This window comes from uncultured Stenotrophomonas sp. (assembly GCF_913778665.1).
Classification (GTDB): domain Bacteria; phylum Pseudomonadota; class Gammaproteobacteria; order Xanthomonadales; family Xanthomonadaceae; genus Stenotrophomonas.
The window spans coordinates 329,805-342,329 of record NZ_CAJYVQ010000004.1; the positions used below are offsets into that span (position 1 = coordinate 329,805).

Annotated in this window: 10 protein-coding genes; 1 reads left to right on the forward strand and 9 read right to left on the reverse strand. The window is 63.3% G+C overall.

The annotated features are described in order from the left end of the window. From exbB to dnaA, 9 genes are all read right to left on the reverse strand, one after another. Window positions 1-762 carry a TonB-system energizer ExbB gene (gene exbB, locus QZ853_RS06270; RefSeq protein ID WP_295571412.1) on the reverse strand — a complete coding sequence of 254 codons (762 nt, stop codon included), beginning with the start codon at window positions 760-762 and terminating at the stop codon, window positions 1-3. 91 nt (window positions 763-853) lie between these two features. Further along, window positions 854-1,411 (reverse strand): energy transducer TonB, encoded by a 558-nt coding sequence (locus tag QZ853_RS06275; protein WP_176433112.1) that lies wholly within the window; start codon window positions 1,409-1,411, stop codon window positions 854-856. A 254-nt stretch (window positions 1,412-1,665) separates the two neighbouring features. Next, window positions 1,666-2,853 carry a tetratricopeptide repeat protein gene (locus tag QZ853_RS06280; protein WP_295571413.1) on the reverse strand — a complete coding sequence of 396 codons (1,188 nt, stop codon included), beginning with the start codon at window positions 2,851-2,853 and terminating at the stop codon, window positions 1,666-1,668. A gap of 131 nt (window positions 2,854-2,984) precedes the next feature. Beyond that, complete coding sequence (locus QZ853_RS06285; protein WP_295571414.1) at window positions 2,985-3,791, reverse strand: M48 family metallopeptidase; 807 nt, start codon at window positions 3,789-3,791, stop codon at window positions 2,985-2,987. A 72-nt stretch (window positions 3,792-3,863) separates the two neighbouring features. Then, a complete protein-coding gene (locus QZ853_RS06290; RefSeq protein WP_295571415.1) occupies window positions 3,864-4,703 on the reverse strand; it encodes a type II CAAX endopeptidase family protein in 840 nt (279 codons plus the stop codon). Window positions 4,704-4,769: 66 nt separating this feature from the next. Then, window positions 4,770-7,229 (reverse strand): DNA topoisomerase (ATP-hydrolyzing) subunit B, encoded by a 2,460-nt coding sequence (gyrB, locus tag QZ853_RS06295; RefSeq protein WP_295571416.1) that lies wholly within the window; start codon window positions 7,227-7,229, stop codon window positions 4,770-4,772. A 112-nt stretch (window positions 7,230-7,341) separates the two neighbouring features. Beyond that, on the reverse strand, window positions 7,342-8,436 hold the full coding sequence (gene recF / locus QZ853_RS06300) for a DNA replication/repair protein RecF (RefSeq protein WP_295571417.1): 1,095 nt from the start codon (window positions 8,434-8,436) through the stop codon (window positions 7,342-7,344). 982 nt (window positions 8,437-9,418) lie between these two features. Then, window positions 9,419-10,519, reverse strand: coding sequence for a DNA polymerase III subunit beta (gene dnaN, locus QZ853_RS06305; RefSeq protein ID WP_005411731.1), 1,101 nt, complete (start codon window positions 10,517-10,519; stop codon window positions 9,419-9,421). Between the two features lie 275 nt (window positions 10,520-10,794). After that, window positions 10,795-12,126 carry a chromosomal replication initiator protein DnaA gene (dnaA, locus tag QZ853_RS06310; RefSeq protein ID WP_295571419.1) on the reverse strand — a complete coding sequence of 444 codons (1,332 nt, stop codon included), beginning with the start codon at window positions 12,124-12,126 and terminating at the stop codon, window positions 10,795-10,797. Window positions 12,127-12,381: 255 nt separating this feature from the next. Between dnaA and rpmH the strand changes: the two genes are divergently transcribed. Next, window positions 12,382-12,522 (forward strand): 50S ribosomal protein L34, encoded by a 141-nt coding sequence (rpmH, locus tag QZ853_RS06315; protein WP_005411729.1) that lies wholly within the window; start codon window positions 12,382-12,384, stop codon window positions 12,520-12,522. Window positions 12,523-12,525: the final 3 nt, after the last annotated feature.

Here is a 12,525-nt window from a genome sequence, read left to right on the forward strand (position 1 = left end):
TTAGCGGACGCGCGAACCGGTGGCGAAGAAGTCGTGCAGGTCGTGCGCGAAGGTATCGAACTTGCTGATGGTCGCGCTGTTGATCTTGCTGAAGAAGTTGAAGGCGAACACGGCCGGGATCGCGACGAACAGACCGATCGCGGTCATGATCAGCGCTTCACCCACCGGGCCGGCAACGGCGTCGATCGAAGCGGAGCCGGTGGCACCGATCTTGATCAGCGCGCCGTAGATGCCCCACACGGTACCCAGCAGACCGACGAACGGAGCGGTCGCACCGACGGTGGCCAGCAGGGTCATGCCCGACTGCAGCTTGTTGCTTTCGCGGGTCACGGCCTGACGCAGGGCACGGTCGACGAACTCCGAACGGCTCAGGTTCTCACCGACGCCGCCGGTAGCACCGCCTTCAGCGCGCTGGTGGTGGGCAGCTGCCTGGGCAGCGTCCAGGGCGATCTTCGAGAACGGCTCCGAAGCCGGCTGTTCTTCCATCGCACGGATGGCGTCCTGTGCGTTCGGGGTATCCCAGAACAGGCTGACGACGCGATCAGCGGCGCTCTTCAGGCGGGTAGCACGGAAGATGTTGATGACGGTCCAGTACCAGGACATGGCCGACATGACGACCAGGGTCAGCAGCACGACCCAGGAAACCGCGAAATCACCCGGCTTGGTGGTCATTTCGTGGATCAGGTGCTCGAAGCCCATCTGCGACAGGGCGTTGGACGGATTGCCCCCGGCAGCAGCGGCGATGAAAAGTTCCTGCAGCATGACGCTTACCTTTGTTGTGTGTGGTGATAAAGAGTGTAGCTAAGCTAAACAATCGAACCGGGAGCGGGGTGACCGTCGGCCACCCGACGCATCAGTTCAGCGCAAAGTTGACCGGGACGCGAACGCGACCTGCCGCCTTCTTACCGCCAGATTCAGCGGCGTTGAAGCGCCACTTGCGAGCCGCTTCCATCGCAGCACGGTCCAGGTCGCGGTTACGGCTGGACTTTTCCACCGTGACATTGGTGACGTTGCCGCTGGCATCGACATCAATGATCAGGATCACTTCACCCTGGATACCTGCGCGGAAGGCTGCCGGCGGGTAGCGCGGCGGATTCATGGCCTTCGACGAGATGTCCACGCTGGCCTCGATCGAGGTTGCCGGTGCCGGCGGTGCGGGCGGCGACGGCGGGGTGACGATGTCGTTCGGGCGCGGTTCCGGCACGTCCACGACCGGCGCCTGCGGCGGCGGCGGGACCGGCGACGGCTTCGGCGGCGACAGATTCTTCACCGGCGGCGGCGGAGTATCTGTCGGCGGCGGCGGCGGCGGCGGCGGGGGCGGCGGCGGCGGCGCATCGACGATGGTCACCATGACGTTGCGCTCCTTCTCCGCGACGGCCTTGGGAGCCACGGCGGGGATCAGGAGCATCATGAAGGCGGCCAGATGCAGGGCAATTACAAACGCGATGCCGACGATGCGAGGCCAGCTCAGCCCCTTGTCATCGGGTTGTTCGTACCGGTGAACGATTAGTTGTTCCGTCATGCGCCAAGAGCTCAATAGTGGGGCCGGGATGCCGGGGGCGGAATCCCTGATCAGCGGTGCATGACACCGCAGGAACCTCCAAGCTTATACCAATCCTGAGCGCCTGCGCATCAACTGAGCAGGCGTTCAGGCGTTATTCCTACTTACTTCAGGTTGATGATTTTCTTGGCATCAGCCTGGTTCTTCACACCCTTCGCCAGCGCCTGCTGGGCGGCCTGCTTGGCCTCCGGGATGCGACCTTCGGCATGCAGGACGCGTGCCAGGTTCAGGTAGGTCTCACCGTCCTTGGACAGCGGGGCGGCCTTTTGCCACGCGTCGATCGCCTGCGGCACCTGGTCGGAGTAGTAGTAGGACTGGGCCAGGGCCAGGTAAACCTGGTAGTCCGGCTTCAGGATGCCCTTCTGCAACCCTTCGTTGATGACCGCGATGACGTCCTTTTCCTTCTTGTCGGTGTTGGCATAGATCGAGTACAGCTGCTTGTACTCGCGCTCTTCGGTGAGCTGGCCGCTGCTACGCAGCTTGTCCATCACTGCGGCAGCCTTGTCCATCTGGTCGGCCTGCATGTACATGCTGGCCAGGTTCAGCTGGGCCTTCTTGTCGGCCGGGTTCTTGGCAGCCAGCGCCTCGGCTTCCTTGACCGCTTCACCGGACTGGCCGGCTTCGGACAGGGCCGCCATCAGCAGCTGGTTCCAGTTGTCCTTCGGCTCGGCGGCGCCGGCGATGGCCTGCTTCAGCACCGGGATCGCTTCCTGGTAGCGCTCGAGCTGGTAGAGCGCCTGGCCCTTGGCAATCAGTTCTTCCGGCTTGGTCGACTTGCTCTCGGCGAAATACTTGTCCAGCGTCGCCAGGCCTTCAGCGGTCTGGTCTTCCTGCAGCTGCAGCTGGCCCAGCATCAGCATCGACTGGAAGTGGCCGTTGTTGTCCAGGCCGTTGAACTGCAGGACCTGCTTCAGGTAGGCAATGGCGGCCTTGGCGTCGTCGGTCTGGTAGGCGGCCTGCGAGGCCAGCTGAGCGGCCAGCGACTTGTCGTAATCGTTCGCGGCGCTGTCGGCCAGGATCGCGTCAGCCTGCTCGCGGGTCTCCGGGAACTTTTCCTTGTTGTAGCTGTCGATCATTTTCTGCAGCTTGCTGCCCATCTTGGCAGAGGCCTTGACCGTCGGTTCCTGGCGGGTCGCGTTCGGGTACAGCACCTCGGCCTTGGCCTGCTTGCCGCCGCGGTTGCCACGGTCGGAGGAACGCGAGGACTGCGCGAAGGCATCGGTGACCACGGCGCCGGTCAGGGCGGTCGCGACGAGGACGGAAAGCACTGCTTTGTGGTTACGGAAAATCATCGTTCACCTCGATCGAACCGCCATTAGCGGCAAAGTCGGACTGTCAGAAAAATCTGAGCCGCCAAACGTATCAGAAACAGATGGCGTGAGAAATCGTTTTATGTGCTGCACTACAGCATAGAACTGCGCACTCATCCGCACTTTGGCCGCAGTCCAGCCGCCTGCGCCTGTTGATAAACCGGGGTCAGGCCCGGTGCATCGCGTCGCAGTTCCTGGATCCGGTTGGCCGGATCGGGGTGGGTGGACAGCCATTGTGGGCTGCGACCGCCACTGGCGGCCATCATGTTCTGCCACAGATCGACCGCCTGCGCCGGGTTGAAACCGGCCTGCGCCATCAGCCGCTGGCCGATCACGTCGGCCTCGCTCTCCTGGGTCCGCGAACCGGGCAGCAGGAAGGCGGTCTGCGCGCCCATGCCGCCGAGCTGGTTCACCGTGCTGGCGGCACCTTCGCCGTAAGCGGCACCGGCCAGCGCGCCGAGCACGGCCAGGCCGGTCTGTGCGCCCATCTGGCGTGTGATGCGTTCCTCGTGGTGGCGGGCGATGACATGGCCGATTTCATGGCCGATCACGGCAGCCAACTGGTCCTGGTTCTTCGCCACGGTGAAGATGCCGGTGTTCACACCGACCTTGCCGCCGGGCAGGGCGAACGCGTTGGGCTCCTTGTCGACGAATACCGCGGTTTCCCACCGTACGCCACGGTACTGAGGGGGCAACTGCGCCACCAGTGCATTGACCACGCATTGCACGTAGCCGTTCTGGCGGCCGTCGGTGCTGATCTTTTCCTTCTGCTTGGTTTCAGCAAAGGCCTGCGCGCCGAGCTGGTCCAGCTGCGCCTGCGACACGCCGCCAACCATTTGCCGGCGGCCGGTCGGTGAGGTGGTCGTGGCGCACGCACCGAGCAGGGTGGTGATGACAAGGGCCAGCAGCAGTTGTTTCATGGAAAGATCCCCCGTGTTCATGTGCGCAGTGTCCAATGTGACGGCTTAATCTTTCGTCAAGCGGACGCTGCGTTACGTTGACCCCAGGAACACCATCGCGGCAAGCGCAACCGCATTGTTCAGCGCATGCGCGGTGATCGCCGCCCACAGGGTACCAGTGCGCTGGTACAGCCAGCAGAAGGCGGCGCCCATGCCGCCATAGACCAGCCACAGCTGGGCCATGCCCAGCAGCGAATTCTTGCTCAGGCCGGGTACTTCATGGACCAGCGCGAAGGCCAGGCTGCTCAGCACGATGCCCAGCCACGGGCGGCCGGCTTTCCACAGGCGCCCGAACAGCACGCGGCGGAACAGCAGTTCTTCGTAGGCCGGTGCCAGCACCACCGCAAACAGCACCAGGAACAGCGGGAAACGTGCAATCGCGTTCTGCATCAGTTCGACGTTGGTGGGAACCGGTTCGATGCCGAACTGCTTGGCCAGGAACGCGATGCCATTGCTGCCGATCACGATCAGCGTGGCCACCAGCACGGTCCAGCCCCAGGTTGAAGGACGACGCAGCGCCTGCCGCGAGGCGCGACGCTCATCGGCACTGGCCGGGCGCCGCCAGAAGTAGAGCACCAGCGCCGCGCCGCCGGTCGCGATCAGCGCCATCAGGATCTGTGCGAGGGCGCCGGGCTGGCCGACCGCCGCGCCGACCGCGTCAGGTGTCAGTCCGCCGCTCTGGACATTGGCCTGGCTGACCACGATGGCGCGGTAGAAGCCCCAGAACAGCCCGGTGATCAGGCTGAGCCCGAACAGAGTGACGGCGGCGATGCCCAGGTCGATGAAGAAGCCCGCCAGCGCGGAGCCCGCGCGCGGCAAGGCCGAGGCCGGCGGAATCGGGGGCGGGGCGGAAACCGGGGCGGATGCGGACATCAGGTACCTGCGTTCAAGGATCGAAGGCCGGTGCACCTCCCCGCGCACCGGCCGTCGCTGATTGTGTCAGATATCCAGGTTGGCGACCTTCAGCGCGTTGTCCTCGATGAAATCGCGACGCGGCTCGACCACATCACCCATCAGGGTGCTGAAGATCTGGTCAGCGGCGACCGCATCTTCGATGCGCACCTGCAGCAGTCGGCGCGTTTCCGGGTTCACTGTGGTGTCCCACAACTGCTCCGGATTCATTTCACCCAGGCCCTTGAATCGCTGGATCTGACGGCCGCGCTTGGCCTCTTCGAGCAGCCAGTTCTGCGCCTTGGCAAAGCTGTCCACTTCGATCGACTTGGCGCCACGCGAGATGGTCGCGCCCTCGCGCACCAGGCCATGCAGCAGTTTGGAGGCCTGGTGGATCGCGCGCAGTTCGCCGCTTTCGAACGCCGACATCGGCAGCACCTGGATGTGCTGTTCGCCCATGTGACGACGGGTCACCAGCACGGCGGCCGGACGCTCATCGTTCGGTTCCTGCAGTTCCAGGCTGAAGCGCGGGCTGCCCAGGCTGCCCTGGTTGAGGCGCTTGGCCAGTGCATCCAGTCCTTCGCCTTCGCCCGCATTGCGCAGGCTGTCCAGGTCCATCGGCACGAAATCGACCAACGCTTCGAGCAGGTTGCGGTCGTAACGATGCGCGTTGCGTTCGATCGAATCCAGCGCGGCGGCGTAGGCCAGCAGCAGCTTTTCCAGGGCCAGGCCTTCGATGCCCGGCTCGCCGGTGGCCGGCACCAGCGCAGCGTTTTCCACCGCGCTGCTGGCCAGGTAGCTGTCCAGCGCCGGGTCGTCCTTCAGGTACAGCTCCTGCTTGCCCTGCTTGATCTTGTAAAGCGGCGGCAGGCCGATGTAGACATAACCGCGCTCGATCAGCTCCGGCATCTGACGGTAGAAGAACGTCAGCAGCAGGGTGCGGATGTGGGCGCCGTCGACGTCGGCGTCGGTCATGATGATGATCTTGTGGTAACGCAGCTTGTCCGGGTTGTACTCGTCACGGCCGATGCCGGTGCCCAGCGCGGTGATCAGCGTACCGACCTGATCGGAAGACAGCATGCGGTCGAAGCGTGCGCGTTCCACGTTGAGGATCTTGCCGCGCAACGGCAGCACCGCCTGGTTCTTGCGGTTGCGGCCCTGCTTGGCCGAACCACCTGCCGAGTCACCCTCGACGATGAACAGTTCGGACAGCGCCGGGTCTTTTTCCTGGCAGTCGGCCAGCTTGCCCGGCAGGCCCGCGATATCCAGCGCGCCCTTGCGGCGGGTCAGGTCGCGCGCCTTGCGCGCCGCTTCACGCGCACGCGCGGCATCGACGATCTTGCCGGCAATCGCCTTGGCTTCGTTCGGGTTCTCCTGCAGGAACTCTTCCAGGCGCGCACCGAAGGCATTTTCCACCGCCGGACGCACATCGGAGCTGACCAGCTTTTCCTTGGTCTGGCTGGAGAAGCTCGGGTCCGGCACCTTCACCGACAACACCGCGATCATGCCTTCGCGCATGTCATCGCCGGTCAGGTTGATCTTGGCCTGCTTGGCGATGCCGTTCTGCTCGATGTAGTTGTTGAGCACGCGGGTCAGCGCGCCGCGGAAACCAGCGAGATGGGTACCGCCGTCCTTCTGCGGAATGTTGTTGGTGAAGCAGTACATCGTCTCCTGGTAGGAGTCGGTCCACTGCAGTGCCACATCCACCACGATGCCGTTGTGCTCGCCGGTGACCGAGATCACGTTCGGGTGCAGCGGCGTCTTCAACTGCGCCAGATGCTCCACGAAGCTCCGGATGCCGCCTTCGTAGTGGAAATCATCGCGACGGCCATCGCCACGCTCGTCGGCGAGGACAATCTTGACGCCGGAGTTCAGGAACGACAGTTCGCGCAGGCGACGGGCCAGGATGTCGTAGTGGAACTCCACGTTGTCGTGGAAGGCGACGGTCGACGGCCAGAAGCGCACGGTGGTGCCGCGCTTGGTGGTGGTTTCCAGCTTGGCCAGCGCGGTCACCGCGGCGCCGTTGCTGAATTCCTGCTGGTAGTGGAAGCCGTTCTGGAACACGTCGACCAGCAGTTTCTGCGACAGCGCATTGACCACGCTGACGCCGACGCCGTGCAGGCCGCCCGAAACCTTGTAGCTGTTGTCGTCGAACTTGCCGCCGGCATGCAGGACGGTCATGACCACTTCGGCGGCCGATACTTCGCGGCCGAGCTTGGCGCTCATCTGCTCGTGCTTGCCGGTCGGGATGCCACGGCCGTTGTCGGACACCGAGACCGAGCCGTCGGCATGGATCGTCACCGCGACATGGTCGGCGTGACCAGCCAGCGCTTCGTCGATCGAGTTGTCGACGACCTCGAACACCATGTGGTGCAGACCGGTACCGTCATGGACGTCACCGATGTACATACCGGGACGCTTGCGGACAGCCTCCAGGCCTTCCAGGGCGGTAATGCTGTTGGCGTCGTAATTGCCGTTGTTTGCCGGGGTGTTCTGTTCGTCGCTCATTGCGCTTGCCGTAGGCTCCGCAGGTCGGCCACCGCGTAAAGCGATGCGCCGAGAATGAAAGGGTTCCAACCCGAATTATACCAGCCGGGGTCCAACGGCCCTGATGTGCCCACTATGGCACAGCCACGATCTGTGCATGTTCCACGTGGAACCGGGTGATGCGGGTCAGTTCCTGCAATGCGGCCGGGGTTTCGGTGGCAGTGATGAAGATCTGTGCCGGCCCGTTGAGCAGGCGCTCCAGTACCCGCGTTTGGTGGGTGCGATCCAGCTCTGAACCCAGATCATCCAATGCGATCACCGGCCATTCGCCGCGCTGCTGCGCATAGTCTTCCGCCTGCGCCAACAGGCAGGCCAATGCCGTCAGCTTGGCCTGTCCGCGTGACAAGGCGTCGCGGCCTGGAATGCTGTGGAATCCCACGCTCCAGTCAGCCCGGTGCGGACCCACCGAGGTGTAACCGGCTTGGCGGTCGCGGTCGCGGGCCAGCAGCAGGGCGTCGGCCAGGGAAAGCTCGTGCCTGCGCCAGCCCGGGCTCAGTTCGAGACCCTGGATGCCCAGCGAGGGAGACAGGCTGGCGGCCAAGGCGACGGTTCGCTGCTGCAGGCGCTCCAGATAGTGTTGGCGGCGGCTGGTCAGCGGTTCCCCGGCCTCGGCCAGCTCGTGATCCCAGGTATCGAGCATCCGCGATGGGCCGCCCTGTTTGAGCAGTGCGTTGCGCTGCTTCAAAGCGCGTGAGTAGCGGCGCCACAGGGACAGAAAATCCGGTTCCACGTGGAACAAGCCCCAATCGAGAAAGCGCCGACGGGGTTCGCCACCGCCACTGACCAGCGCGTGGCTGCCAGGCTCGAACGTCACCACTGCCAAGGCAGCGCAGAGATTGCCGAGCTGGGCCACGTCTTCGCCGTCCAATCGTCCCTTCCACTCCTGGCCGCTGTGGCGCAGGCCCGCCTTTCGGCGATGCGGTGAGTGATCAGTGCGCTGTTCGTCCCATTCCACGAAGATTTCCAGCGCCTCCTGGCCTTGACGGACCAGGCCGTCGCGGACACGTCCGCGGAAGCTGCGGCCGTACGCCATCACATGCAGGGCTTCGAGCACGCTGGTCTTGCCAGCACCATTGTCGCCGGTCAGCAGGTTCAAGCCTGGCTGGGGCGACAGGTCCACCGCACTGAAGCGACGCAGTTGATGCAAGGCGATGCGGCGGATCTGCATGGGGCGCGAAGGACCATCCGCTCAGGGCGGTAGAAGGGAGGGGAATCCATCAGCTTACTGCATCGGTCAAGTGGGGCGAGGCGTCAGGCCGGTCGCGCCGAAGGAGCAGATTCTGCGCGCACCGATGGACGCGTTCCACGTGGAATGCGCAGTGACGCGCCGGCACCTGCCCGGCTGGAACGGCCCGAGATTTCTTCAAATCTGCGCCGGGCTCCAGGGTCGAGACCCGCAGATTTCAACGATTTCCGGGGCGCCGCGGGCCAATCGCGGGGACGCCTTGAGTGTGGTTCCGACGGATGACGCCGCCAATTCCGTCAAATCTGCGAGCCAATATCCTGGAGGGTTCCACAGATTTCAAGTAATTCAGGGCATTCGTTCCACGATGTCCACAGTCGGCCTGTATGACTTATACACAAGGTATGGGCAATCTGTGGATAAAAAAGCCCTTTTGACCTGCGCTGAAAACTATCCACAGGTTCCCCCCCAGCCCGAAGGCCCTCTATACAGGGGGTTTCAGGCTCATAAATCTCTTCTAAAACAAAGAGATAATGCATTTCTCCACGAAATCTGGCTCTACCATCACCACCATGCTTTAGATTTATACCCAGATTTAGAAGCTAGGCACGCCCCTCATCTGCCTCCAGCGAGGGTGTGGACAGTCCCGTTTGCGGAAGCGCAGCATCACCTTCCACCGATGATGATCGGTTGTTCGCAATGTCGAACACCGGTACATGGAAGTGGCGGATGGAAGCGGTCGCTGTCCAATCTTCATCGCATCCGGCTCGATAGGCCGTACACGGACGAATCTCCACCGCTCTGAATCCCTAAGGCCGCTTCAGGCAAACGGGAGATCGAAGAGATCCGGGGGCAGGGAGGCCCAGCCAGACTTCCTCCGCTCTTTATCGGGGATGCTCCACGTGGAACAAAAAAACGCCCGGGAGGTCCCGGGCGTTTCTGCGTTCCACGTGAAACAGCGCTGCTGTCAGAGACGCAGCGGCATCACCACGTGACGCGACTTCTCGCTGCTGGACTCACGTACCAGCGCCGAGGAATTGGAATCGCGCAGTTGGATGATGACCTCCTCGTCGCGCAGCGCGGACAGGGCATCCAGCAGGTAGTTCACGTTGAAGCCGATGGCCAGATCGCTGACCGTGGTGTCGGCTTCGATCTCTTCCTGGGCTTCTTCCTGTTCCGGGTTGTGCGCGCTGATCTTCAGGTTGCCCGGGGAGACTTCCACGCGGATGCCGCGGTACTTCTCGTTGGACAGGATCGCAGCGCGCTGCAGCGAAGCGCGCAGCGCTTCGCGATCAACCTTCACTTCGCGGTCGGCACCGATCGGGATCACCGCTTCGTAATCCGGGAAGCGACCGTCGATCAGCTTCGAGGTGAAGGTGACATCGTCGCGCTTCACGCGGACATGGCTACGGCCGACTTCCAGCTCGATCTCGCGATCGCCACTTTCCAGCAGGCGCTGCAGTTCGGTCACGCCCTTGCGCGGCACGATGATCTGGCGCTTGGAACCACTGGGCTTGGCCAGGTCGGTTTCACACAGCGCCAGGCGATGGCCGTCGGTGGCGACGGTCCGCAGGGCATCGCCGCGCAGATCGAACAGCAGGCCGTTGAGGTAGTAGCGCACGTCCTGCTGGGCCATCGCGAACGCGGTGCGTTCGATCAGTTCCTTCAGGGTCGCTTCGCCAATAGCCACGCGCTCGGTGGCTTCCACTTCGTCCACCGACGGGAAGTCGTTGGAGGGCAGGGTTGCCAGCGTGAAGCGGCTGCGCCCGGCCTGCACGGTGATCTTGTCACCGGTCTGCGAGACGGTGATCCGGCTGCCATCAGGCAGGGCGCGGATGATCTCGAACAGCTTGCGGGCGGGAATGGTGGTTTCGCCGTCCTGGGCGTCTTCAACCGCGATCCGCGACACCATCTCCACTTCCAGGTCGGTACCGGTCAGCGACAGCTGGCCGTTCTGCACCTGGACCAGGAAATTGGCCAGAACCGGAAGGGTCTGGCGGCGTTCGACCACGTTGACGACCTGTGCCAACGGCTTGAGAAAGGCTTCGCGCTGCAGTGTGAAACGCATGTGGTTCCGTGCCCCTATGCTTTAAAAAATGTGGAATAAATCAAAAGCTTGGTGGTGCTGGTAGAGACAGAATCGCTGGAAAACAACGCTAAGTCTTTGTAAATAAAAGAATTTCAGACCTCGAAACCCTCTGTATTACCGACCCCCAGGGGGTGGGGAAAGCTGTGGATAAATTCGGCGCGATTTCAAACGCCATTTTTATCCACAACGTGTCCCGCGCTTGCTACCGGATTCTGCACCGTTTTGTGCGATGACGCCTCATCGGCATCCGTGCATCATTCGCTCAGCTTCCGGATCAGCTTGTCCCAGTCCTCGCGGAGCTTGCCGTCGGTTTCCATCAGGGTGCGGATCTGGCGGCAGGCGTGCAGCACCGTGGTGTGATCGCGGCCGGCAAAGGCATCGCCGATCTCGGGCAGGCTGTGCTCGGTCAGTTCCTTGGTGAGGGCCATGGCGACCTGGCGCGGGCGGGCCAGCGAGCGGGTCCGACGCTTCGACAGCAGATCCTTGATCTGCAGGCCGTAGTAGTCGGCAACGGTTTTCTGGATGTTGGGAATGCTGATCGCCTGCTGCTGGGCGCGCAGCAGGTCGCGCAGGGTTTCCTGGGCGAATTCGGTGGTGATCGCGCGGCCGGTGAAATTGGCGCGGGCGGTCAGGGTATTGAGCGCGCCCTCGAGGTCGCGCACGTTGGAGCGCATCTTCTTGGCGATCAGGAACGCAACATCATCGGGAATCTCGGCACCGCGTTCGCGTGCCTTGGCCAGCACGATCGCGGCGCGGGTCTCGAAGTCCGGCGGTTCGATCGCGACGGACAGGCCCCAGGCAAGCCGAGACTTCAGGCGCGCTTCCAAGCCTTCGACTTCGCGCGGATAGCGGTCGCAGGTCAGGATGATCTGCTGCTTGCCGTCGAACAACGCGTTGAAGGTGTGGAAGAACTCTTCCTGGGTGCGGTCCTTGCCGGCGAAGAACTGGATGTCATCGATCAGCAGCGCGTCCACCTGCTGGAACTGACGCTTGAACTGATCCATGGTCTTTTCCTGCAGGGCCCGGATCATCGCGCTGAAGAACTGTTCCGAGCGCAGGTACAGCACCTTCGCGCTTGGATTGGCCTGGCGCATGGCGTTGCCGGCGGCGAACATCAGGTGGGTCTTGCCCAGGCCGGTCCCGCCGTACAGCAGCAACGGGTTGTGCGCGCGGTCGCCCGGCTTCTGCGCCGCCTGGAACGCCGCGGCCAGGCCCAGCTGGTTGCTGCGGCCTTCAACGAAGTTGGCGAACGTGTAGTGGTTGTCCAGGTTGCCGGCGAACGGCACCTGCGGTTCGCTGGACACCTGCGCCGACGGCGTGGAACTCGGCACGTTCTGCGCCTCCACGGGCCGTGGGCGCGAGCCGATTTCAAGAAAAACGTCGCTGAAACCGGCGAAATGGGTGAGCAGCTCGCGGATCCGGGCCAGGTACAGCTCGCGGACCTGGTCGACGATGAAGGCATTCGGTGCATAAAGCACCAGGCTGTCCACGCGCAGATCGGCCTGCAGCGGCTTCAACCAGGTGTGAACGTCTTCCGGCGGGAACTCCGCTTCGAGGCGCTCGAGACTACGGGACCAAGCATCCATCAGCAATAATCGTCCGGTGGCCGGGGCATGGACGCGACAAGGCGCCCAAACACAGGCCTGAAAGGGGGGAAATGGATGGCTCAGACTACCACCGAGCGCCCGCCTTCGGAATGCTTGTCCCCTACTTATTCACAAAAACATCCACAGCTATTGCACAGGCCGGTGAATTGGCGTAGCTACAAGGGCTTGACTCGGGGCGGGGTACCTCTCTAGAATTTCCGGTTCTTTCCGTCCCATTCATACGAGAGGCCCCCAATGGCCACGAAGCGCACCTACCAGCCCAGCAACCTCAAGCGTAAGCGCGACCACGGCTTCCGTGCCCGTATGAAGACCGCTGACGGCCGCAAGATCCTGTCGCGTCGACGCGCCAAGGGCCGCAAAGTCCTGAGCGCCTGATTG

Coding starts and splice junctions, on each gene's coding strand:
- exbB (WP_295571412.1), bottom strand. CDS start 762: ATGCTGCAGGAACTTTTCATCGCCGCTGCTGCCGGGGGCAATCCGTCC.
- QZ853_RS06275 (WP_176433112.1), bottom strand. CDS start 1,411: ATGATGCTCCTGATCCCCGCCGTGGCTCCCAAGGCCGTCGCGGAGAAG.
- QZ853_RS06280 (WP_295571413.1), bottom strand. CDS start 2,853: ATGATTTTCCGTAACCACAAAGCAGTGCTTTCCGTCCTCGTCGCGACC.
- QZ853_RS06285 (WP_295571414.1), bottom strand. CDS start 3,791: ATGAAACAACTGCTGCTGGCCCTTGTCATCACCACCCTGCTCGGTGCG.
- QZ853_RS06290 (WP_295571415.1), bottom strand. CDS start 4,703: ATGTCCGCATCCGCCCCGGTTTCCGCCCCGCCCCCGATTCCGCCGGCC.
- gyrB (WP_295571416.1), bottom strand. CDS start 7,229: ATGAGCGACGAACAGAACACCCCGGCAAACAACGGCAATTACGACGCC.
- recF (WP_295571417.1), bottom strand. CDS start 8,436: ATGCAGATCCGCCGCATCGCCTTGCATCAACTGCGTCGCTTCAGTGCG.
- dnaN (WP_005411731.1), bottom strand. CDS start 10,519: ATGCGTTTCACACTGCAGCGCGAAGCCTTTCTCAAGCCGTTGGCACAG.
- dnaA (WP_295571419.1), bottom strand. CDS start 12,126: ATGGATGCTTGGTCCCGTAGTCTCGAGCGCCTCGAAGCGGAGTTCCCG.
- rpmH (WP_005411729.1), top strand. CDS start 12,382: ATGGCCACGAAGCGCACCTACCAGCCCAGCAACCTCAAGCGTAAGCGC.